Origin of the sequence: Chitinophaga niastensis, assembly GCF_003014755.1 — a bacterium.
GTDB classification, from domain to species: domain Bacteria; phylum Bacteroidota; class Bacteroidia; order Chitinophagales; family Chitinophagaceae; genus Chitinophaga; species Chitinophaga niastensis.
In genome coordinates, this window is sequence record NZ_PYAW01000004.1 from 1 (window position 1) to 20,667 (window position 20,667).

26 protein-coding genes are annotated in these 20,667 nt (G+C 43.2%); 21 read left to right on the top strand and 5 right to left on the bottom strand.

Annotated features, from left to right (window positions below; all coding sequences use genetic code 11):
* From CLV51_RS18890 to CLV51_RS18915, 6 genes are all read left to right on the top strand, one after another.
* Positions 1 to 1,070, top strand: a 1,070-nt coding sequence (locus tag CLV51_RS18890; RefSeq protein ID WP_146151320.1) for an RHS repeat domain-containing protein, incomplete at its 5' end; no start/stop codon positions are given.
* A 29-nt stretch (positions 1,071 to 1,099) separates the two neighbouring features.
* A complete protein-coding gene (locus tag CLV51_RS18895) occupies positions 1,100 to 1,600 on the top strand; it encodes a hypothetical protein (RefSeq protein WP_106529647.1) in 501 nt (166 codons plus the stop codon).
* Positions 1,601 to 2,152: 552 nt separating this feature from the next.
* Complete coding sequence (locus tag CLV51_RS18900; protein WP_106529648.1) at positions 2,153 to 2,860, top strand: hypothetical protein; 708 nt, start codon at positions 2,153 to 2,155, stop codon at positions 2,858 to 2,860.
* Between the two features lie 8 nt (positions 2,861 to 2,868).
* Positions 2,869 to 3,195, top strand: a complete 327-nt coding sequence (locus tag CLV51_RS18905) for a hypothetical protein (protein WP_106529649.1) — start codon at positions 2,869 to 2,871, stop codon at positions 3,193 to 3,195.
* A 240-nt stretch (positions 3,196 to 3,435) separates the two neighbouring features.
* On the top strand, positions 3,436 to 3,720 hold the full coding sequence (locus tag CLV51_RS18910; RefSeq protein ID WP_106529650.1) for a hypothetical protein: 285 nt from the start codon (positions 3,436 to 3,438) through the stop codon (positions 3,718 to 3,720).
* A complete protein-coding gene (locus tag CLV51_RS18915) occupies positions 3,701 to 4,075 on the top strand; it encodes a hypothetical protein (protein ID WP_106529651.1) in 375 nt (124 codons plus the stop codon). The genes CLV51_RS18910 and CLV51_RS18915 overlap by 20 nt, the downstream gene beginning before the upstream one ends.
* A gap of 260 nt (positions 4,076 to 4,335) precedes the next feature.
* Here CLV51_RS18915 and CLV51_RS18925 read toward each other — a convergent pair whose 3' ends face one another.
* Together CLV51_RS18925 and CLV51_RS18930 are read right to left on the bottom strand one after the other, a co-directional pair.
* Entirely contained in the window at positions 4,336 to 4,848 is a 513-nt protein-coding gene (locus CLV51_RS18925) for a DinB family protein (RefSeq protein WP_106529653.1), read from the bottom strand.
* A 3-nt stretch (positions 4,849 to 4,851) separates the two neighbouring features.
* A complete protein-coding gene (locus CLV51_RS18930) occupies positions 4,852 to 5,280 on the bottom strand; it encodes a PaaI family thioesterase (RefSeq protein ID WP_106529654.1) in 429 nt (142 codons plus the stop codon).
* Between the two features lie 460 nt (positions 5,281 to 5,740).
* Between CLV51_RS18930 and CLV51_RS18935 the strand changes: the two genes are divergently transcribed.
* Positions 5,741 to 6,004 (top strand): hypothetical protein, encoded by a 264-nt coding sequence (locus CLV51_RS18935; protein WP_106529655.1) that lies wholly within the window; start codon positions 5,741 to 5,743, stop codon positions 6,002 to 6,004.
* A gap of 74 nt (positions 6,005 to 6,078) precedes the next feature.
* Here CLV51_RS18935 and CLV51_RS29625 read toward each other — a convergent pair whose 3' ends face one another.
* Both CLV51_RS29625 and CLV51_RS29630 read right to left on the bottom strand, forming a co-directional pair.
* Positions 6,079 to 6,210 carry a DUF1349 domain-containing protein gene (locus CLV51_RS29625; RefSeq protein ID WP_245898844.1) on the bottom strand — a complete coding sequence of 44 codons (132 nt, stop codon included), beginning with the start codon at positions 6,208 to 6,210 and terminating at the stop codon, positions 6,079 to 6,081.
* A 16-nt stretch (positions 6,211 to 6,226) separates the two neighbouring features.
* The gene (locus tag CLV51_RS29630) at positions 6,227 to 6,544 is read right to left on the bottom strand and encodes a DUF1349 domain-containing protein (RefSeq protein ID WP_245898846.1); all 318 of its coding nucleotides are present in this window, start codon (positions 6,542 to 6,544) and stop codon (positions 6,227 to 6,229) included.
* A 209-nt stretch (positions 6,545 to 6,753) separates the two neighbouring features.
* On the opposite strand from CLV51_RS29630, the gene CLV51_RS18945 reads away from it, so the two are divergent.
* The 5 genes from CLV51_RS18945 to CLV51_RS18965 all read left to right on the top strand — a co-directional run bounded on the left by CLV51_RS18945 (position 6,754) and on the right by CLV51_RS18965 (position 11,145).
* The gene (locus CLV51_RS18945) at positions 6,754 to 7,413 is read left to right on the top strand and encodes a PIG-L family deacetylase (protein ID WP_106529656.1); all 660 of its coding nucleotides are present in this window, start codon (positions 6,754 to 6,756) and stop codon (positions 7,411 to 7,413) included.
* Complete coding sequence (locus CLV51_RS18950; RefSeq protein ID WP_106529657.1) at positions 7,410 to 8,552, top strand: glycosyltransferase family 4 protein; 1,143 nt, start codon at positions 7,410 to 7,412, stop codon at positions 8,550 to 8,552. The genes CLV51_RS18945 and CLV51_RS18950 overlap by 4 nt, the downstream gene beginning before the upstream one ends.
* A gap of 9 nt (positions 8,553 to 8,561) precedes the next feature.
* Positions 8,562 to 9,737, top strand: a complete 1,176-nt coding sequence (locus tag CLV51_RS18955; RefSeq protein ID WP_211302056.1) for a glycoside hydrolase 100 family protein — start codon at positions 8,562 to 8,564, stop codon at positions 9,735 to 9,737.
* 92 nt (positions 9,738 to 9,829) lie between these two features.
* A complete protein-coding gene (locus CLV51_RS18960) occupies positions 9,830 to 10,483 on the top strand; it encodes a hypothetical protein (RefSeq protein ID WP_106529658.1) in 654 nt (217 codons plus the stop codon).
* Positions 10,484 to 10,593: 110 nt separating this feature from the next.
* Positions 10,594 to 11,145, top strand: a complete 552-nt coding sequence (locus CLV51_RS18965) for a GNAT family N-acetyltransferase (protein WP_106529659.1) — start codon at positions 10,594 to 10,596, stop codon at positions 11,143 to 11,145.
* A gap of 220 nt (positions 11,146 to 11,365) precedes the next feature.
* Here CLV51_RS18965 and CLV51_RS29180 read toward each other — a convergent pair whose 3' ends face one another.
* Entirely contained in the window at positions 11,366 to 11,707 is a 342-nt protein-coding gene (locus tag CLV51_RS29180) for a histone (protein WP_158267062.1), read from the bottom strand.
* A gap of 191 nt (positions 11,708 to 11,898) precedes the next feature.
* On the opposite strand from CLV51_RS29180, the gene CLV51_RS18975 reads away from it, so the two are divergent.
* The 9 genes from CLV51_RS18975 (at position 11,899) to CLV51_RS19015 (ending at position 20,667) form a co-directional block, all read left to right on the top strand.
* Positions 11,899 to 13,038, top strand: a complete 1,140-nt coding sequence (locus tag CLV51_RS18975) for an NAD(P)/FAD-dependent oxidoreductase (RefSeq protein ID WP_106529661.1) — start codon at positions 11,899 to 11,901, stop codon at positions 13,036 to 13,038.
* Positions 13,029 to 13,742, top strand: coding sequence for a methyltransferase domain-containing protein (locus tag CLV51_RS18980; protein WP_106529662.1), 714 nt, complete (start codon positions 13,029 to 13,031; stop codon positions 13,740 to 13,742). The genes CLV51_RS18975 and CLV51_RS18980 overlap by 10 nt, the downstream gene beginning before the upstream one ends.
* Positions 13,739 to 14,791 (top strand): type III polyketide synthase, encoded by a 1,053-nt coding sequence (locus tag CLV51_RS18985; RefSeq protein WP_106529663.1) that lies wholly within the window; start codon positions 13,739 to 13,741, stop codon positions 14,789 to 14,791. The genes CLV51_RS18980 and CLV51_RS18985 overlap by 4 nt, the downstream gene beginning before the upstream one ends.
* Positions 14,785 to 15,582 (top strand): SDR family oxidoreductase, encoded by a 798-nt coding sequence (locus CLV51_RS18990; RefSeq protein WP_106529664.1) that lies wholly within the window; start codon positions 14,785 to 14,787, stop codon positions 15,580 to 15,582. Before CLV51_RS18985 ends, CLV51_RS18990 begins: the two co-directional genes overlap by 7 nt.
* A 3-nt stretch (positions 15,583 to 15,585) precedes the next feature.
* On the top strand, positions 15,586 to 16,032 hold the full coding sequence (locus CLV51_RS18995; RefSeq protein ID WP_106529665.1) for a 3-hydroxyacyl-ACP dehydratase FabZ family protein: 447 nt from the start codon (positions 15,586 to 15,588) through the stop codon (positions 16,030 to 16,032).
* The gene (locus tag CLV51_RS19000; protein ID WP_106529666.1) at positions 16,025 to 17,302 is read left to right on the top strand and encodes a beta-ketoacyl-[acyl-carrier-protein] synthase family protein; all 1,278 of its coding nucleotides are present in this window, start codon (positions 16,025 to 16,027) and stop codon (positions 17,300 to 17,302) included. The genes CLV51_RS18995 and CLV51_RS19000 overlap by 8 nt, the downstream gene beginning before the upstream one ends.
* Before the next feature lie 10 nt (positions 17,303 to 17,312).
* Positions 17,313 to 17,567, top strand: a complete 255-nt coding sequence (locus CLV51_RS19005; protein ID WP_106529667.1) for an acyl carrier protein — start codon at positions 17,313 to 17,315, stop codon at positions 17,565 to 17,567.
* Positions 17,564 to 18,124 (top strand): 4'-phosphopantetheinyl transferase family protein, encoded by a 561-nt coding sequence (locus CLV51_RS19010; protein WP_106529668.1) that lies wholly within the window; start codon positions 17,564 to 17,566, stop codon positions 18,122 to 18,124. The genes CLV51_RS19005 and CLV51_RS19010 overlap by 4 nt, the downstream gene beginning before the upstream one ends.
* A gap of 224 nt (positions 18,125 to 18,348) precedes the next feature.
* Positions 18,349 to 20,667, top strand: coding sequence for a PSD1 and planctomycete cytochrome C domain-containing protein (locus tag CLV51_RS19015; protein ID WP_106529669.1), 2,319 nt, complete (start codon positions 18,349 to 18,351; stop codon positions 20,665 to 20,667).

Sequence of the window (20,667 nt, forward strand, 5' to 3'; positions counted from 1 at the left end):
ACCTTGGGAATATAATGGCCACTATCTCCGATCAACAGGGAGCACAAAATGCAACGCTGTATTCGGCATCGGATTATGCGCCGTTTGGGATGCAGATGGTGGGGAGGAAGTGGAATTTGGCGGGTGTTTATCGTTACGGATTTAATGGAAAGGAGAATGATAATGAGGTGAAGGGAGAAGGGAATCAGCAGGATTATGGGATGAGGATTTATGATCCGAGAATAGGACGGTTTTTGAGTGTGGATCCGTTGATGAAATCATATCCGATGCTGACACCTTATCAGTTTGCAAGTAATAGCCCTATAGCAGGGATAGATCGGGATGGTTTGGAATTTGAGTGGTTTCAGAAAACCTGGAATAAATTGAAAAATTCAACTTATATTTTGTCTTCGGGGGGAAATAGTGCTGCAGGCCTTGGATATGGCGTCAACGCCGGACTTAGAGTAGGGACTGCATATGATGTGATTGGTAAAACTCAATTTCTTCTTACAACTGCCATCGGTTTTTGGAATCAAGACTTAAGCGATGGAAGTACAAATCCAACAGCGGTTATTGGAGTTGAGGCTGGAGTTGATGTAAGTGCTCAACTAGTTATGAAGCCAACGTTTGGCGAGGCAATGAATTCACTGTCAATGTCATCAGCTAGTTTTGATGGGAAGATTTCAATAGGGGCCGGAGGAGGACTTTCTATTGGTGAAGATAACATTGGTGTATCAGGTATATTCGGGGTTGGCGTTACGTTTAAGTCAGGAAATCAAACAGTTGTTCATACCTCAATATCTATCACGGATAAGGAGGTCAAAAATAAGACGACTGGAGCTGGTGAGTGGACTGTGGGTAATATTCTTCCTATGAAGGATGAGAATGGGAAAACCGTAGGGTTTATGGGTGAGTTGTTTGAGAAGTCAAGTAAGCCCGATAAATTAAGTATCCCCAAGAATACAGGTATTCGGGTTATGTCGGACCCTATATCAGTAAAGACGGAAGACAGTAAGGAGGTGGTAGTTCCTCTGCGTAATTGGAAGAGTTTTGATTATAAAGTTGAAGAGGAGAAAATTAATGATAGATAGAATTTTTATTTTAAAGCTTGATTATATATATGTTAACAGAACGACAGTTTAAGATATTGTTTGGTTCAATGCTGGTAATAGTGGTCTTATGGGTTGTATTGGGCCCTTTGTATTTTTTTTATTTGCGTTTTGATGGTAAGAGAATGTATGAACGCGTGAAAGATCACAAACAGATATATGTTCATGAAACCTATAGTGGAGCGATCAATCCTGTTATGTATGTTACTAGGGATAGTGACACCAGTGCATTGATTAAATTTTATTCAATAGAAGAATTGGGAGCCGGAGGAGGTATAATTAACTTTCCTATCAGAATGTTGCCATATAATGCAGTTTGTTATCTGATTAATGATACAGCACTGAATAATGGCTCTAAAGTAGTGGAGGTGGTACGTTTTAACACGGCATCCAAGACTAGAGATTACACAAGAGGATTGGTTTATAAAGGTACTGTGCATCTAAAGCCGCCGAGTGATAGCCTATTGAAAAAAGATAGTCTTATTAAAGCCCAGCATCCAAATATATGGTAAAGCTTGGATAAATAGGTGGATGAACCAGAGTTTTTTAGATATGAGAACATTCTTCGACGGTTTAAGAATGAATTGTAATATCGATTGTAAAGGTTTATATTATATCGCAAAGAATCGTACAACAAAAACGTAAATACAGGCGGGCATCCGGTGTACGCAAATTTTAGAGCAAGAAATAATTAATCACGTGAATGGTTTTAGTGCGTTATGACATTACACTAAAGCCATTTATTTTATTCCTATGATGAGGTGAATAGCTTTTTCGTTTATTTGATTTCATAATTGGATATGGTTTAATGCTATGATTATCGTTATGGATTTAATGGGCAAGAGAAGAGTGATGAGATAAAGGGAGAGGGAAATAGTTATACAGCTCAGTTTTGGGGGTATGATCCGAGGATAGGAAGGAGATGGAATCTTGATCCGAAACCAACAATTGGTATAAGCCAGTATTCAGCCTTTAATAATAGCCCAATTGGTATTAGTGACCCTTTAGGTGATACGTCGAGTGCAGGGACTAGGATTTTTGGAGGATTAAAAACAGTCGGCGGATTGGCTGAAGGTGCGGTAGGAGCAGCTGTTGGAGTATTCACAAGTTGGACAGGAGTAGGTGCAGTTGTTGGTGGTGCTGTGGTAGTGCATGGAGCGGATGTTGCATCACATGGTCTAACGGAACTTATAACAGGAGAAGACGCTGCGACTTATACTCAGCAAGGCATAAGTATGGGGCTACGGAGTGTTGGCGTTTCGCCACAAGTTGCAAATACTGCTGCCGGATATACCGATGCACTTATTAGTTTGGGACTATCTATGGGAGCAGGTATTAAAACTATGCCAAAGGTGCCCTTTACCTCACAGGCTGCTGCAGATGGCTCTACTGCAAAGTCAGCCACCTTTGCCCAGTTGACAAAGGCTGAGATGAGAGCGATTACTGGAGAATCGAAAGTACCACTACCTCTTCAACCAGCTAGTGCAAAAGAAATTGAATTTGGTTGCGAGAAGGTTGCCAGAACTATACAAAAAGCTATTGGTGGAGAATTTTTACAAGTGACACCTAAGTTTGGAAATCAGTTGGGACCAGTTAATTATGCAGCAGGAGCAGGTCCTGCATGGTATCGTCATGTTGCAGTGCTTAAAGAAGGAATGGTTTACGATATGATGACAGGTTCAGAAGGGATGGATTTAAATAAGTATAAACAGATGTTTGAGTATGCTGATGATTTACTTTTCCAAACAGTTCCCAAAATAACAGTTAAATAAGTTTTGTTATGGATATAACGAATAAGGTTTTAGGATGGATAGATGTAATGAAGAGGCGTCCGTTGATGATATTATCAGATGAAACGTTGTCATCTTTAAAAAGTTATATAGAAGGATTTACCGATGGGCTAGGGCATATTTATGATAATGGAAAACTTAGGTTGGAAATTAGCTTATGGTTCCAAAATAAAATCAATGCTCAATCAGATATGCTTTGGACAAATCAGATTTTATCCTATTATAGCGATAAGACAGAGGAGGAACTTAAAATTATAATGCTACAGTCGCTTGAAGATTATTTTAAAGAAAATCCAGAGTGGTATAAAAAGAGATAATGTTCGGTGAACATTCTAGGTTTCAATAAAGGAGAGAACCCAGCCAACGGCTGGGTTCTCTCCTTTATTGAAACCTAGAATTATTTATAAACTGTTTGGTAAATTTAAATTTAATCGTAATCAAAACTGATAAGTTACAAGAGCAATCCGAGTTCTGCTGGGGGCGTTGCGAAAAATGGTGCAATTGAAACAGGAGGAGGAACTGTAAAAACGATTGGATATAATAATGTAGAAAAACACTTGAATAAAAGGATTGCCCAAGGATATAAGTTTGGTAATGCCGAAGATTTAGTACAGTATGGTAAGAGTTTTTTTAAGAGGAAAGGTAGTAGTATTCAACAGTTTACTGATGAAAAAGGCTTTATACATAGAATAGATAAGCTAACCCAAGAATATGGGGTTGTAGAGCCTAATGGGAATATAATGACTGTATTTAAAATAGAGCCTAAGCCTAATTCGAGTTATTCAAATGCGTCAGAATATTTACAAGAACAATTAGTAAAGTATGGATCAAAGAAAGAATAGATATTGTTATGTATGTGGTTTTGATTTACGTAATGATCAAGACTTATATGTGAAATTTGGGACAACTTGTCCTTGCTGTGTGTATGAGTATGGCATCGATGATACTGTATATGGAGAGAACAGCTTTATGGAATATAGGAAAGAGTGGATTGAAAAGGGGATGCCGTATAATAATATTCTTATAGATAATGGACTATGGAATTTGGAAGTAGCGTTAATGCAATTTCCTAATTTAGAATATGTTAATATCAATGATTATTTTTTGGCATCTACAATTAAAGAGAATTATACCTGGACTCCTAAAATTAACAGAGTAGAGGTTGTAGCGTTTTGGAAACGTAATCATAATGATTAAAATAGCTTTGTCATAAATAATAAAACCGGTCAGCGACCGGTTTTATTATTTATGAATTTTTCAATGTGCATATGCTCGCCTGGCCTTAGCATCGCGGATGTATGTATCGGGTTGCTGGCGAAAAGAAAAGTAGCATTAGGCAAAAGACTTTTTAGCCTTAGAGAAATTAGCACTGATAGCAATTATATTGTAATAAAGATCATCTCTGATGAATATACCTATCACTCGCAGATTAACCCAGCCCCAAATAAAACTATTTTCTAAATAGCCGGCAGCATTACACTTCTACTAACCACTTCCTCCGACGTCAGACCAAAGATAGGCGGAGTGCTCACTCCCAGCATCCCCAGGTATACATATATTTGCCCTCTGTGATGGATTTCATGCTCCACCATGGCACGCATCCATTTCCAGGTAGACATAGTAGCATTGCCCGGTGTAGTGCATTTCTTTTTCAGGTCCTCATCAGTCAGACTGCTGAATATCTCCAGCGACTGCCGGTGTAATTCATTGAAAAAATTTATTACGTTCTCATAGCCATCGGCGAGGTCTTTACCGCAACCCTGGTAGGCACTTAGGCGCCCGGCTATCGTTTCAGCATACATATACCGCTCTATGGTGGATATATGCCTGATGTGATCACCGATAGTGAATTTTCCGGGCCGGTAAGTCCATTCCAGTAAATCAGGTGGAACTACCTGGATAAGTTTGTTCGTACGCGTTCTGATTTTGTCGTAGTATTCAAGAAACGTGGTTACAGAAGTTATTTCCATTATTTAAGTATTTGCTTTCATTAAAGTTACAATAGCAGTGGCTACATGTTTTTCAATATGATCATCTTCGGTAAAGACATCCGTTTGCGCAATAGTAAGTGTTTTACCACCTTTCAGTATCCTGGCTTTTGCTATCAGCTGTTCACCTTTTGCCTGATTAAGAAAATTGATCTTGAATTCTATGGTGAGAAATGATGCATCTGCTGTATGTAAGGTACCGGCAGCATACCCGGCAGCAGTATCAGCTATTGCTGCTATCACGCCTCCATGGAAGATACCGGATGTCCGTAGCAGGAAATCCTTTGGCGGTACGGTGATGGCCATATAACCATGTGCTACTCCTGTAACGGTTGCTCCATAAGCAGTCATTAATTTTTGCCGTGCGAAACTTTCGAGTATCCTTTTTTCAATGTGTGGTGCCAGTGGGTCCATAAAACAATGTTATAAATGCTAATTACACATATCTATTGAAATAACCAAGTGGAGTAATAGAACACGTGTCCCAATAGTTCAACACTATCTCTAATTTGAGTTCTCTTTACTATAACCGGTACTATATTAACAAATATCCTTACCAGAAGGATAGGTCCGGGATAGCACTATGACAGACGAATGTCAGAAATCAGGTGGACGGGTTAATATAATATTAATATGGTAGGAAGATGTTATGAATGCAGATCGAATTATATAATAACTCCTATTTAAAGATAAGCTAAATATAGTTTTAGTGAAATAGTTTTGTGCTTTCCATTTGAATTCTACGTGTATATATTATTTTGCACTCCGTTAATGTAGCATAATACCCTTACCAGCTTAAGCCCTAATATCATTTATTATAGTAAATAAAAAATATTGTAATCATACAATCAGGAAAACTTTATTACCCATACCTATGAAAAAGATTTCATCCCTTATACTAAATAAATCGATTGATGAAATTTCAATGGATGATTTTCTTTATTGTGCCGGGATTGTAAAAGGAAATGGAGATGTTTTTATTTTAAAAATTGATGGGGCGAGAGAGGTGAATCACTATACCGTTATTATTTCTTTTCCTACTATTGAGGCTGAGATGATTCGTGCTGATGATAAGTCTATGAAAATAGCTTTATTCAAAGTCTTAGAAGCATATATTTTAGTTAGAAAAGAAAGTTAAATTTATTAGATCACATTCTGTAAAGACCAGCCATTCGGCCGGTCTTTACAGAATGCGCCATCCGGCTGCTACTTTTACTTTTCCACCACCACCGGCACTACCTTAAAATCTTCAAAAGTAACCAGGAAACTTTGCTTTCCCGGCGCTGCAGCTACCGGCCCTATCTGCACTTTCACCTGTGGTGGAAAATAAGCGAGGCGAAGCATCTTGAAATATTTATTATCATTTGATCCAGTTTTTATCATTTGTACGGATCATGAGCCCTGCCTGGTGAAACAGCTCCTTATACTGACCGGTAATTTTTACGGTGGCGGTAAAATCGCCTTCCTGTTCCTGGTAATAAAAGGGGCCGTTGTCGCGGATAAAGCCATAATGTGTTACCTGCCAGTAATCTGTGCCGGGGTCAACAGTTACCGCGATCTTATTGTTATCTGCCGACCATTTCTTTGGTTCATTATACCATTTCATAGCAGTAGTGGTTTGTGCTTTAAGTCCTATGCTAAGTGCGATACAGGCGGTAATGGCTACAAGTCTTTTCATGATGTTTTAAATCGGTAGGTTAAATCTTATGTAAGATTAACAATAATATGCTGATTCCGGTATTTCGACAGATTTTATGGTAAGCAATAGTGCCGCGGAAGACTGAATAAGTTTCAGTAACTTCATAGCACTATCAGAAATTTCTACACGTATACTTACCCCATTGGTTTACTTCACATTGTTTGATTAATCTATTTAATACAGCATTTATGACAGTAGACAATCCTACAGAGAAAGCCGTTAAATCAGTCGCCGTTATAGTCGCGCATCCCGACGATGAAACATTGTGGGTAGGCGGTACGATCCTGTATCATTCGCAGTGGGACTGGTTTGTAGTGAGCGTGTGCAGGGCCGGTGATAAAGACCGGGCGCCTAAATTTTTTAAAGTATTACAGGCACTGGGCGCTGATGGTGCTATGGGAGATCTGGATGATGGTCCGGAGCAAACACCGCTACCCGAAGAAACAGTAGAACAGGCCATCCTGAAACTATTGCCGGCCAAACATTACGATCTTATTATTACGCATCATCCCAGCGGCGAATATACCAGGCATCTGCGCCATGAAGAAGTGAGTAGAGCCGTGATAAGCTTGTGGCATGCACATCAGATCACGACAGATGAATTGTGGGTCTTTGCCTACGAAGACGGAGAACAGGCGTATTACCCCGAAGCAATAGATAATGCTACCATCTATCATGTACTGGAAAAAGATATATGGCAACAGAAATATACATTGATGACCAACACCTATGGTTTTAAGGAAGATAGCTGGGAAGCACAAACCACGCCCGCCTCAGAATCATTCTGGTGCTTCGATGATCCGGAAGAGGCATATAAATGGCTTAACAATAAAGGCATCACATTATGAAAGTACTGGTGTTGTACGATTATCCGCCATCACCCGGAGGACTCGCCACGCAGGGCGATCTGTTATATAAAGGGCTGCTGGAAATAGGGGTGGAGGCATACCCGGCTCATTTCGATTCCCCGCAGGAAAAGGAATGGTATTATCGCTGGTTTAAACCGGATGTAGTAGTGGGCGTAGGCTACTGGGGACATACCCCCCAGGTGATTATGCACCCGCAGAAATTTAACGTACAGCCGGTGCCGTGGCTGGTAGCCGATGGATATATTGCCAACTACCAAAACATACTGAATGCATTGCCTTTGATACTGGTAACCTCCAATTGGGTAAAGGAAATGTATATGCGTGATGGCATCGACGGTACCAAGATTGAAGTATTGCCGGTAGGTTGTAATACAGATAGTTTTATTCCATATCCTACAAATCACCCTAAAGTACAGGCAGTACGTGCTTCATTGGGTGTATCATCGGAGCAGCTGCTGATCCTTACTGTTGGCGGCGATGGCTGCTCCAAAGGTGCCCGCGAAGTAATGCAGGCGCTGGCCCGCATAGGGAATAAGGCGCCCGATTGGAAATATGTCTGCAAGGTATGGCCACAGCCCCGTACAAGGCTGCAAAACGAAGCAGACCTTGAACTGGCGGTGCAGCTGGGCATCGATCAAAAAGTACTGTATGCTACTAATACCGTGTCGAGAAATTATATGCCCTACCTGGTAAATGCCTGTGATATTTACGCCGCACCATCGCGACTGGAAGGTTTTGGTATGCCGCAGGTAGAAGCAGGCGCCTGTGAAAAACCGGTGATCGGCATCAGCGCCATGGGCATGCTGGATACACTGGTACATAAAGAAACCGCACTGCTGGCAGATGTGGGGGAAGAGATTGTGCTGAATGAAGTGATGCTTGGTGTGGAATCCGGTTTTGAAACAAATCATAAAGTGGTATTTGGTACACCACGAACGGTAGATTACCGCGCCGATATCAATGACATAGGAGAATACTTATTGCGGCTGATGACAGATGCTGCTTACAGGGATAAGCTGGGAAAGGCTGCCAGGAAGCGGGTGGTAGAACAATTCGATTACCGGCTGGTAGCCAAACGTTTTGTGCAGATTGTCAATGAAAAATTGAACATCCATTAAATTGTTTCAATGATGCAAACTTCCACCTGGTTAGAAATAAACGAAGCAAGAAATGCTGCATTGGGGGTATTGCTACATAATGCGAATGGTCCTTTTCATGGCCTGCCACGCACAGCCGGTTGGGGCTACCCGGAGCCATATACAAGAGATCTGCTCCTGTCCATTTTGGGCATCGGCGTAACCGGCAATGAGGTGCTGCTTAAAAGCATTAAGCGGGTGCTGGAAACATTGGCCGCCAACCAAACAACACACGGACATATTACTTCGCTGGTACATGATAAAGACGACCGGGGGGCAAGCGATAGCACCCCATTGTTTTTGCTGGCAGCAGGTATTTTCAGAAAGCTCACCAATAATCCTGATTTCCTGAAAGAGGCGGTGGACAAATCACTGAAATGGATGGAGTATCAAAGTCCTTCAGACCGGCACCTCGTAGCACAACAACCTACCAGCGACTGGCGCGATGAGCAGTGGGTATTAGGTTACGGGCTGTTTGTAAATACTTTGGTATATAGTTATCTGCGCATCCTCGGGCATCATGAGCGGGCAGATAAGGTGCGGCAGGAGATGGGCCGCTTTACGATCACCGGTGGAGTACAGCATCGTCATGTACACGAAGGACTGGTAGTGAAATACAAACCTTATTATGCCATGTGGTCCTATAAAGTATTGAGCAGTGAGCGGTTTGATTTGCTGGGTAACAGTCTCGCTATTCTTTCCGGCATCGCTTCACCTACACGGGCATCGGAAATGGTGTCGTGGATTGAAGAGGAGTGCGCCGACTTAATAAAAAACGGAGAGCTGGCCGTAAACCTGCCGCCTAATTTTTTTCCGTATGTGCAACCTAAGGATAACGACTGGCACGAGCGTTATGCGATCTATAACAAGCCCGGAGAATACCACAATGGCGGTATCTGGCCTTTTATCTGTGGCTTTTATGTGGCTGCGCTGGTAGCCGCAAAGAAGTATAAACTGGCAGAAGAAAAACTCATTGAGCTTACCCGTGTGATCAAAATTTCCAACAGCGGTACATTAGATTTTGGATTCAATGAATGGCTGAAAGCCCAGGATGGCCTGCCCAAAGGACAGGAATGGCAAACCTGGAGTGCCGCGCTTTACCTTTATGCTGCAAAATGTGTGGAAGAAAGAAAGACACCCTTTTTTGAGGAAATGAGAAATGCATAGTATTCATCAGTCGCTTTTTTGTGCTGTAAAGATCAAAAATTCGTTTACTTTTGGCCCCGCGTTACCTAATGAACTGAATAAATCCCCATACAATGAAGTCCTGTACTATTACATTATTATCTGTTGCTTTAGCTACCACATTGTTTTCCTGTAGTATGGAAATGGCTGTTGCACCACAACAACCGGTCAATCAAGGCCCCGGCCAACCCACTGGTCCCACAACAGGGAGCGTGGAGGGCAACTGGAATTTTGTAGGTATGAAGGTATACACCAAAAGTATTATTACAACCAGTGGTGCCGGTGGTCCGGATAAAACGATCACGATCAGTGATTATGAAACCATTAATAACGCAGGAACAATTACCTTCAATAACGGCAAAGCCATTACAGAAGGTCTGACCTATGAAGTAAATACCATCCTTAAAGCAGAAGCCTTTATGGGCGGCATCTCAACGGGCCCTATGCAGATGCCATTTGCATTTACGCTTCCACCTATGGGGAGCTCCGCAACTTACAAGTTGATTGGCAGCGACTCCCTTTATTTTGATCAGGGATTTGTGGGCGTTCCGGGCAGCAATGGTATCCCCGCAGCTACCACCGCCAGCGGCAGCCATATCTCATGGTCCGGCGATACACTGCTGTTGAGTGGAACTGAAAGCCTTACACACACCGAAGATGTAAGCGGTGTTACCATGACTATAAACGATACCGGTAGTCAAACCGTAAAGCTGCTGAAGAAAAAATAAGCTGTAATTATCTTGTTAAGATATAAAGAACGGGTGGGCTAATTTAGCTTACCCGTTCTTTGTTTGTAATACATCCGGTATATTTAGGACCTAAACACCCAGCCTTAGAGATGACTGAATTATTAGCAACATTCCCCGTATTGCATACACAACGACTGGACCTCATTGAAATAAATGAGCACCATCAGCCGGATTTATTTAACCTGTTTACCGATCAGCGGGTAACGGCGTTTTACCATGTAATACCGTTAAAGGAAGTGGCTGATGTACAAAAAGTAGTGGCTTTCCTCCGGCAGCGCTTCAACGATAAGCTGGGTGTACGATGGGGAATTGCCCTCAAAGGGCAGCAGGAAATTATTGGGACAATAGGGTTCAATAGTTTCACACATGGGCACAAAGGTGTAATGGTATTTGCATTGATGCCGGAATACTGGCGTAAAGGCTACATAACGGAAGCCATGCAGGAAGTAATACAATATGGCTTATCAGCACTCGCATTAAAAAGGATAGAGGCAGAAGTATTGCCGGGCAATATTGCCTCAGAAAAAGTGTTGGAGAAGAGTGGTTTCAAACAGGAAGGGCTGCTGAGGGAATGGATGGTATGGAATGGGGAAAGTTATGATATCAATATGTACGCTTTATTAAAAAGGGATCTTCCGTAATAGTAAGTGTCATTATACAAATACGCGTTAATCATCTGCCTATAAAAAACAGTTTTATGGGCAGATGATTTTTTTATGTCAGATATCTTCCGATACTTCTTTTATGTCAATACAATCACGCCCGGCTGGAAAAGCAGTTGTCATCCGGGGTAAGCCTATATGAGGGAGTTACAGGGTGGTTAATTGGTAGGATATAGTAGCAGGTCGTTCGAAAGCGGTTTTATTTGATAGCTGCATTCTGTGTTTTGGCTGCTGTCTTTGCTGTAGCTTTTTTAGTCGCTGCTTTTTTCGGTGCTGCTTTTTTGGCAACGGCTTTTTTAGCAATCGCTTTTTTGGCGGCGCTTTTTTTCGGTGCGGCGTTTTTAGCTTTTGCGGGAGCGGCAGTCGTTTTATCTGTCAGCCCGGCTATCATTGCTTTGCTGGCCTTTTTAATGTTGCGGAAAAATTTCTTTTCACCCAGGCTTTCTTTTAAATCTCCCAGTGCTGACGCTAAGGCTGCAGCCACTTTCAAACCAGCTTCTTTTTTAAAATGTTTGCCGGTCGTTTTCTTGGTCTCGGTCATGGATAATAATTTATTTAAACATCAATAATAGCAAATTTAACAATTATATAATATTGACAATGTTAAGTTTTATATTCCCCTGATTCCCATCTGGGTGTGCTGAGAGATTATTATATATATTTCCTGCATCACTATCCGCCATATTTCCTTATCTTGAGAAGAGAAGTTGTTATAGTATTAACCGTTCGGTTATGGGATCAACAGATGTAATCATTATCGGAGGTGGACTTTCAGGCCTGACCAGTGCCATTCACTTATCCAGGGCCGGCCTGCATGTGACCGTAATAGAAAAGAATAAATATCCTGCACATAAGGTTTGCGGAGAATATATCTCCAATGAAGTATTACCATATCTGCAATCAATCGGAGCAGACCCGGCTGTACTCCATCCCTCCCGGATTAACCGGCTTATCATTTCAGATCATTTTGGAAAAGTATTGGAAACACCACTCCCGCTTGGCGGTTTTGGCGTAAGCAGATATACCCTGGATCAATTCATGATGCAGCATGCGCTGACATGCGGTTGCGAAATCATTGAAGATACCGTTACGAATGTGGTATTTGAAAATGACCGGTTTTTTATTGATACCAGTGGCCATGGCGTATTTTCTGCACCTGTGGTATTAGGTGCCTATGGCAAACGTGCCGCACTGGATCAGAAATTATCGCGGGATTTTTTTAATGAGAAATCCCCCTGGCTGGCGGTGAAAGCACATTACCGCGGACATTTCCCGGATGACATGGTAGGACTGCATAACTTTGATGGTGGCTATTGCGGCGTATCTAAAGTGGAAGATGATATCCTCAATATCTGCTACCTGGTTAGCTACGACAGTTTTAAAAATTGTAAAAATATTGATACACACCGGGAACAGGTGTTGTATCGTAATCTGCACCTGAAAGAGATCTTTGAAAGCAGTGAGCTGTTATTTGATAAACCTTTAACGATTAGCCAGGTATCTTTTTCGGAAAAAGATAAAGTGGTGAATCATATTTTAATGATAGGAGATACTGCCGGTCTTATTCATCCGCTTTGCGGCAACGGCATGGCCATGGCTATACAGAGCGCGCAGATAGCTGCTGAAAACGTATTGCAGTATTTTGCCAATGGCCAGCAGGACAGGCCGGCACTGGAGCATCATTATACCAAAGCGTGGAATAAAATGTTCAGTGGACGTATGCGTACCGGCCGCATTTTATCAATGCTGTTCCGCAATGAAAAACTCTCCGCGACCATGATGAAAGGACTCATTATATTCCCGGGTCTGTTACCCGGCATCATCAGGCGTACCCATGGTAAACCATTAAAAGCAGCAGTGGAATGCGTGTAAACACCCGGCATCGTAGCCTTGCTCCTGAAATGATGGACGACTTCTGCATGGAGGGCGAACTGCTGATAGAAACATTGAATAAAATTGCGCAAATCAACCGTACCCTGGGTGGTAATAGTATTACTGTGAAAGGCGTGGCAGCACTCATTAAAAATATACCTGCCGATAAGGAAATTACAATAGCGGATATAGGCTGCGGCAACGGAGATATGCTGCGACAGCTGGCAGACTTCGGGAAAAAGAATAACCGGCAACTGCAACTGATTGGAGTGGATGCAAATAGTGCTACGGTAACGCATGCACGTGAATTGTCAGAACAATATCCGTCTATCCGTTATCATTGCCAGGATATTATGCAGCCACCTTTTCAGGCAAGTAATTATGATATTATTTTATGTACACTTACGCTGCATCATTTTAAACAGGAGGAGATCCGTAAGCTGATGGCCATGTTCCGGAAACAGGCAAAAATCGGTATTGTGATTAATGATCTTCACCGGAGTGTATTGGCTTACCGCCTGTTTCAACTGATCTGTTTTGTATTCAGGTTGAATAAGATGGTAAAACAAGATGGACAGGTATCTATTCTCCGCGGATTTAAGAAAAAAGAATTACATCATTTGTCGAAAGAGCTAAATATTGGCCGGTACTCCCTTCAATGGAAATGGGCTTTCCGGTATCAATGGATAATTAATAATTTATGAGCGTTAGAATACAGACTGTTGCTAAAGCATTACCTCCCTACACCAGATCAACTGCAGAAATATTACCTTTTTTAGATGTCTGGCTAACGGGCCAGGACGATCGTTTTGTCAGAAAAGTAAAGAAGATTTTTGAAAACGCCGGTGTTGACAATCGTTATTCTATTATGGGTCCGGAAGAGGTGTTTACCAAAACATCTTTTGAAGAGAAGAATAATATTTACATGCGCGAATCCATTGTGTTAGGGCGTACTTGTCTACAAAGCGCACTGGATAAAGCAAATTTAAAAGGCAGCGACCTGGATTATATCATCACGGTTAGTTGCACCGGTATTATGATTCCTTCGCTGGATGCTTATCTGATTAATGAATTACAATTACGGCAGGATATTGTGCGGCTCCCGGTTACTGAAATGGGCTGTGCTGCAGGCGTATCGGGTATCATCTATGCAAAAAAAATGCTGGAAGCTAATCCCGGTAAACGCGCGGCAGTTATTGCGGTAGAATCACCTACGGCTACGTTTCAGTTAGATGATTTTTCCATGGCCAATGTGGTGAGCGCCGCCATTTTTGGTGATGGCGCTGCCTGCGTAATTTTATCATCTCATGAGCAGGACGAGGGCCCGGAAATTATAGCCGAAGAAATGTATCACTTCTACGATGCCGATTACCTGATGGGATTTCATCTCTCTAATACCGGCCTGAAAATGGTGTTGGATATTGATGTTCCCGCAAAAATAGAATCACATTTCGGCGATATCGTGCACCCTTTCTTAGCCAGAAATAATATGACCATACAGGAAGTGGATCATCTTATCTTCCATCCGGGAGGTAAAAAAATTATTCAGCTGGTAGAAGAGCTGTTTAGCGCCATGGGAAAGAAACTGGACGATACCAAAGAAATATTGCGTTTATATGGCAACATGTCCAGCGCAACGGTGTTATATGTGTTAGAACGATTTATGGAACAGCAATTACCCAAAGGTGATAAAGGGTTGATGTTGAGTTTTGGTCCCGGGTTTTCTGCACAGCGAATTTTATTACAATGGTAAAAACTTTTGAAGCAAAAAATTACTGGGCACTAATACTGGGTGGCAGCACAGGTCTCGGGCTGGCAGCTGCGCATAAGCTGGCTGCACATGGCATGAACATCTGTATTGTACATCGTAACACCCGGGTGGAAATGGATAATATCCAGCTTGCTTTTGGCACTATCAAAGCCCACGGTGTTCAATTTATTTCCTTTAACGCAGATGTGTTGAGCAAAGAAAAGCGTTCCGACGTTTTGTTACAGTTGAAAACATTGATGGGGGAGGAAGGCCGTATCCGCTGCCTGTTACACAGCATTGCCAAAGGTAATCTTAAAGCCATGACCACCGAAAACGGTCCTGCTTTGGAAACAGAAGACTTCCGCATCACCATCGATAATATGGCCATCAGTGTATACGATTGGGCTACAGATATATTGCAGAGGCAACTGTTTGCTACAGATGCACGTATCCTTTCTTTTACAAGCGACGGTAGTTATAAAGCCTTGCGGCATTATGCCGCGGTGTCTGCCGCCAAAGCAGCATTGGAAGCAATTACGCGCAGCATGGCCCTGGAGTTCGCTCCTTATGGCGTTCGGGCCAATTGTATCCGGGCAGGCGTAACAGATACAGCATCTCTGCAAAAAATTCCCGGTAACAAAACATTGATGGAATACAGTAAAAACAACAACCCGTTTCAACGGCTCACTACACCATCCGATGTGGCGAATGTGGTATACCTGTTATGTAAAGACGAAGCAGCCTGGATCAACGGGGCTATCATTCCTGTTGATGGAGGAGCACATATTCACTAGTTTATGACAAAAGAAGAAATCCTGCAACGCTTACCTTATACGCCCCCTTTTTTGTTTGTAGATGCATTGGAATATATTGATGAAGAAAAGGTGATAGGATCTTACACTTTTGATGCACAAATGCCCTGTTATAAAGGACATTTTTCAGATTATCCGGTTACGCCCGGCGTATTGTTAACGGAAGTAATGGCGCAAACGGGACTGGTTTGTTTAGGTATATATCTGCTAAGGGATACACTTACGGCGCATACACCGCGGGTAGCCATGACGGCCACGTACATCGATTTTTATTTATCCGTGTTTCCCGGCGAGACAGTCACCGTTCACGCAGAAAAAGTATATTTCAGGTTTGGAAAATTAAAGTGCAGCGTGGTTTTAAAAAATGCATCCGGTGAAGATATTTGCGGAGGCACCATTGAAGGTATGATCATTAATAAACCCAATGAGTAACAGAGTAGTCATAACAGGATTAGGCGTTGTCGCCCCTAATGGCGTGGGGATACCGGCTTTCAGAGATGCCATTAAAAATGGCGTGTCGGGCATCCGGCATGATGAACAACTGGAAGCACTGAAATTCTCCTGTCAGATCATGGGCATACCTGAAGTCTCCGATGCATTAAAACTAACCTGTTTTGATGAGCTGGAATTAAAGCAGCTCAGTAGCACCGGCATCGTATACGGTGTTATCGCCGGTATGCAGGCATGGGCAGATGCAGGACTGTCCGTTGCTCCGGAAGAAGCACCTGATTGGGACAGCGGCACTGTTTTTGGCACCGGCAGCTCCGGCGTCGATAAATTCCGCGAAGCGATTTATAAAGTAGATGAACTACAGGTACGCAGACTGGGTAGCACCGCGGTTACACAAACCATGGCCAGCGGCATCAGTGCCTTTTTAGGCGGCAAGCTGGGCCTGGGTAACCAGGTTACTACTAATTCATCTGCCTGTACCACTGGTGCAGAAAGTGTATTGATGGCCTATGAACGTATTAAAAATGGTCACGCTAAACGCATGCTGGCCGGCAGTACCAGCGATAGTGGTCCGTATATCTGGGGTGGCTTTGATGCCATGAAGGTGTCTACCTTTAAGCACAACGACAATCCCGCAGCAGGTTCCAGGCCTATGAGTGCGAGCGCCAGCGGCATTGTGCCGGGAAGCGGGGCGGGTGCCTTACTACTGGAATCGCTGGAGAGTGCGTTGCAGCGTAAGGCCACCATCTATGCAGAAGTGCTGGGTGGTAATATTAATTCCGGCGGTCAGCGTAACGGCGGCAGCATGACAGCCCCCAACAGTGCGGCAGTACAGCGTTGTATCAAAGATGCTTTAGAACAGGCAGGGGTATCTGCGTCCGGCATCGATCATATTAACGGCCACTTAACCGCCACCGGCAAGGATGCGGAAGAAATACGGAACTGGAGTGCTGCCCTTAACAGGAGCGGCGCCGACTTCCCTTATATCAATGCGTTAAAGTCGCTGGTAGGCCATTGCCTGAGTGCTTCCGGCAGTATTGAATTAGTGGCTGCGGTATTACAGCTGCAGGAAGGCTTTTTATTTCCTAACATTAATTGTGAAGACCTGCACCCGGAAATCCTTGCCGTAATTGATAGCGAAAGAATTCCGCAGCAACTATTGTATAAAGACATAAATTTAGTTGCGAAAGCAAGCTTCGGTTTTGGTGATGTAAACGCTTGCATCATCCTGAAGAAATACCGTCACCAGTAAATGATCTAACATGGATAAAGAAACATTCATTGCGCAGTTAAGAGAAATAGTCAGGCCCTACGCAAAAAATCAGGAAGCCCTGGAACAGATCAGCGCATCCACAGATTTCATTCAGGATCTTAAAATCAATTCTGCCAATCTGGTAGATGTGGTGCTGGATGTAGAAGAGAAATATGATATCGTTATTCAGAACGAGGAAATGGAACGCATGTTAAATGTGCAGGCAGCCATGGATATTGTAACATCCAAGCTGAAAGAAAAATGATAGGCAACGATATAGTTGACCTTTACCTGGCGGAAAAAGAAAGCCGCTGCCACCGGAAAGGATTTCTGGACAAGCTTTTTACACCCGCCGAAAAAAGCATCATTGAAAACGCCACAGCACCACTCACGATGATATGGTTGCTGTGGAGTTGCAAAGAAGCCGCCTATAAAATTGTGCATCGTGCCACACGGCACAGAACCTACGCTCCCCAAAAATTTGAATGCCACCTAACAAACGTATCCGGCAACCAGGCCACCGGCACCGTTATACATGATCTTCAACCATATTATTTCCTGAGTACGGGTATCGGCTCCTGCATTCATACACGCGCTGCCGTTAGTCATACTTTGCTGCAACAAACAGCCGCTTATACCTTGTACCATCGCACACCGGATTATGCGGCGCTATTGCACACACAGGGGATATTACAACCCGGTCAGTTATTTTGGAAAGATGCAGATGGTATTCCGTATATCCGTGATAGTTATAGCCGTGATGTACCGGTTTCGGTGAGCCATCATGGGAAGTATGTGGGAATGGTGATGAGCACGGAATAGACTTCTTCTTATCTTGATGATTATTTGTTCATACATACTTCCCTTATAAGAACAAAATAAAGCCAGCATACAATAATATAGTATTAGTTTTCTCTATTTGAATAGCCGACCTTTAATCTCAGTACAACCAATAACAAACAGCTATAGTAATATTTTACCTGGAACCATACAGTGTGGCCACAATGAAAATTTAATTAGTACAGCACGCATTTAATATAAGAAATATGTTCCTACGTTATGGCAGACTTACCATCTGCTTCCTTGCATTTATTGCAGCGTGTAATAATGACGGCGCACCCGGACAACAAGAGGAAAAGTTGCCGGAAATTGTAGACTACAATTTTAATATTCGTCCCATTTTATCGGACAGATGTTATGCGTGTCATGGTCCCGATGCCAATAAGCGGGAAGCTGGTCTACGACTCGATATTGCAGATAGTGCCTATAAAGCACTGAAGGAATCACCAGGCGCACATGCCCTGGTACCGGGCAACCCTATGGCATCCGTATTGTACCAACGCATCAGCTCCACTGATACTTCCCTTAGGATGCCACCGCCATCCTCTAACATGACATTGACCGCTTTTGAAATTAAGCTGATAGAGAAATGGATCAAACAAGGTGCACAATATAAACCACACTGGGCGTTTGTAGCGCCGGTGGCACCAGCCATGCCGGCCGTAACTGATAAGAAATGGTCGCGCAATGAAATAGATCATTTTGTATTGGCGCGCATGGAAAATAAAGGGCTAACACCTAATCCCCTGGCAGACCACGAAAGATTGCTGAAGCGTCTGAGCCTGGACCTTACCGGCTTGCCCCCATCAGCAGAAAGAATGGACCGTTTTGGAAAAGATACCAGCGATGCCGGTTATGAGAAAATGGTAGATGAACTATTGCAGGATACTGCGTATGGGGAAAAAATGGCCATTCACTGGATGGATGTAGCCAGGTACGCGGACTCACACGGATACCAGGATGATAACTATCGCAGTATGTGGCCCTGGCGCGATTGGGTGATACATGCCTTCAATGAAAATTTACCATACAACCAGTTTATTACCTGGCAACTGGCTGGCGATATGATGCCCAATGCTACCCGCGAACAGCTGCTGGCATCTGGCTATAACCGCAACCATAAAATAACGGAAGAAGGAGGGGTAATAGATGAAGAATACCGGGTTGAATATGTTACCGATCGTACCAACGCTTTTGGTAAGAGTTTACTGGGGATTACTATAGAATGCGCCCACTGTCACGATCATAAATATGATCCGTTTTCCCAGAAAGAATATTATGAACTCTTCGCATTTTTTAATAATGTAAAAGAGATAGGATTGGAATCAACCGTAGGCGGTCCTGAAACCTACGCGAAGAAACCGTACATGGAAATCACCAAAGAAGACCTGAACGGTGTATTACATTTTATCAACAAACAAGACACCAACAAACTGATCGTATCCGTAATGGGCGATCGCGATACCCTGAGAAAAACGTATATCCTTGGCCGTGGGAACTATGATAATCACACTTTGGAAGTACAGCCCGAAACACCGCATGCTGTATTACCTTTTGATAATAAACAATATCCGGCCAACAGGTTAGGGTTGGCAGAGTGGTTGTTTGATAAGCGCAATCCACTCACCGCAAGGGTTTTCGTAAATCAGCAATGGCAGGAAATTTTTGGCAGGGGCATCGTGAAAAGCACAGGCGATTTTGGTATGCAGGGCGATCTGCCTACTAATCCGCAGTTGCTGGACTGGCTGGCTACCGACTTTATGCAACATGGCTGGAATATTAAACGGCTCGTAAAGCAAATGGTGATGTCGGCCACATACCGGCAGTCAGCCGTGGTATCCAGGGAAAAGCTGCGGGCAGATCCTGATAATATTTATCTCTCCCGTGGCCCGCGTTTCCGCTTGCCGGCGGAGTTGGTACGTGACCTGGTATTGCAGAGCAGTGGTTTATTAGTACATACCATCGGTGGCCCCAGCGTAAAACCTTATCAGCCTAAAGGCTTGTGGGAAATGGCTACTTCCGGCAGAGGCATTCTTGCGAGCTATAAACAGGATCATGGTGAAAGCCTGTACCGCAGAGGCTTGTATACGTTTATTAAACGTACGGTGCCACCGCCTTCCATGATGATCTTTGATGCGAGCAACCGGGATCAGTGTGAAGTGAAACGTTCCACCACCAACACGCCTTTACAGGCATTGATCATGCTCAACGATCCTACTGTGCTGGAAGCATCACGGGTACTGGCTGCGCAGCTGCTGCAAAAAGATAATAATATCCCTCATAATATTCAGCAGGCCTTCCGGTTAATTGTTTGCAGAACTCCGCAACAGCAAGAGGTGGCGGTATTGCAAAAGTATTATGAACAGCAGCAACAGCTATATAAACAACATCCGGCCAGTGCCGCAAAATTGCTGCAGCAGGGTGAGTATCCGATGGCTGCCAACATGGAGCCTTCCGCCTGGGCAGCAATGATGCAGGTGATCACCACCATTTATAACCTGGAAGAAACCCTTTCAAAAACATGA

Bases quoted from the DNA above. Each gene is read 5' to 3' on its own strand.
- CLV51_RS29180 (WP_158267062.1), bottom strand. From the start codon at position 11,707: ATGACCGAGACCAAGAAAACGACCGGCAAACATTTTAAAAAAGAAGCT.
- CLV51_RS18965 (WP_106529659.1), top strand. From the start codon at position 10,594: ATGACTGAATTATTAGCAACATTCCCCGTATTGCATACACAACGACTG.
- CLV51_RS19010 (WP_106529668.1), top strand. From the start codon at position 17,564: ATGATAGGCAACGATATAGTTGACCTTTACCTGGCGGAAAAAGAAAGC.
- CLV51_RS18980 (WP_106529662.1), top strand. From the start codon at position 13,029: ATGCGTGTAAACACCCGGCATCGTAGCCTTGCTCCTGAAATGATGGAC.
- CLV51_RS18925 (WP_106529653.1), bottom strand. From the start codon at position 4,848: ATGGAAATAACTTCTGTAACCACGTTTCTTGAATACTACGACAAAATC.
- CLV51_RS18985 (WP_106529663.1), top strand. From the start codon at position 13,739: ATGAGCGTTAGAATACAGACTGTTGCTAAAGCATTACCTCCCTACACC.
- CLV51_RS19015 (WP_106529669.1), top strand. From the start codon at position 18,349: ATGTTCCTACGTTATGGCAGACTTACCATCTGCTTCCTTGCATTTATT.
- CLV51_RS18935 (WP_106529655.1), top strand. From the start codon at position 5,741: ATGAAAAAGATTTCATCCCTTATACTAAATAAATCGATTGATGAAATT.
- CLV51_RS18995 (WP_106529665.1), top strand. From the start codon at position 15,586: ATGACAAAAGAAGAAATCCTGCAACGCTTACCTTATACGCCCCCTTTT.
- CLV51_RS18955 (WP_211302056.1), top strand. From the start codon at position 8,562: ATGATGCAAACTTCCACCTGGTTAGAAATAAACGAAGCAAGAAATGCT.
- CLV51_RS18960 (WP_106529658.1), top strand. From the start codon at position 9,830: ATGAAGTCCTGTACTATTACATTATTATCTGTTGCTTTAGCTACCACA.
- CLV51_RS18915 (WP_106529651.1), top strand. From the start codon at position 3,701: ATGGATCAAAGAAAGAATAGATATTGTTATGTATGTGGTTTTGATTTA.
- CLV51_RS18895 (WP_106529647.1), top strand. From the start codon at position 1,100: ATGTTAACAGAACGACAGTTTAAGATATTGTTTGGTTCAATGCTGGTA.
- CLV51_RS18975 (WP_106529661.1), top strand. From the start codon at position 11,899: ATGGGATCAACAGATGTAATCATTATCGGAGGTGGACTTTCAGGCCTG.
- CLV51_RS18945 (WP_106529656.1), top strand. From the start codon at position 6,754: ATGACAGTAGACAATCCTACAGAGAAAGCCGTTAAATCAGTCGCCGTT.
- CLV51_RS19005 (WP_106529667.1), top strand. From the start codon at position 17,313: ATGGATAAAGAAACATTCATTGCGCAGTTAAGAGAAATAGTCAGGCCC.
- CLV51_RS19000 (WP_106529666.1), top strand. From the start codon at position 16,025: ATGAGTAACAGAGTAGTCATAACAGGATTAGGCGTTGTCGCCCCTAAT.
- CLV51_RS18950 (WP_106529657.1), top strand. From the start codon at position 7,410: ATGAAAGTACTGGTGTTGTACGATTATCCGCCATCACCCGGAGGACTC.
- CLV51_RS29625 (WP_245898844.1), bottom strand. From the start codon at position 6,210: ATGCTTCGCCTCGCTTATTTTCCACCACAGGTGAAAGTGCAGATAGGG.
- CLV51_RS18905 (WP_106529649.1), top strand. From the start codon at position 2,869: ATGGATATAACGAATAAGGTTTTAGGATGGATAGATGTAATGAAGAGG.
- CLV51_RS18930 (WP_106529654.1), bottom strand. From the start codon at position 5,280: ATGGACCCACTGGCACCACACATTGAAAAAAGGATACTCGAAAGTTTC.
- CLV51_RS29630 (WP_245898846.1), bottom strand. From the start codon at position 6,544: ATGAAAAGACTTGTAGCCATTACCGCCTGTATCGCACTTAGCATAGGA.
- CLV51_RS18990 (WP_106529664.1), top strand. From the start codon at position 14,785: ATGGTAAAAACTTTTGAAGCAAAAAATTACTGGGCACTAATACTGGGT.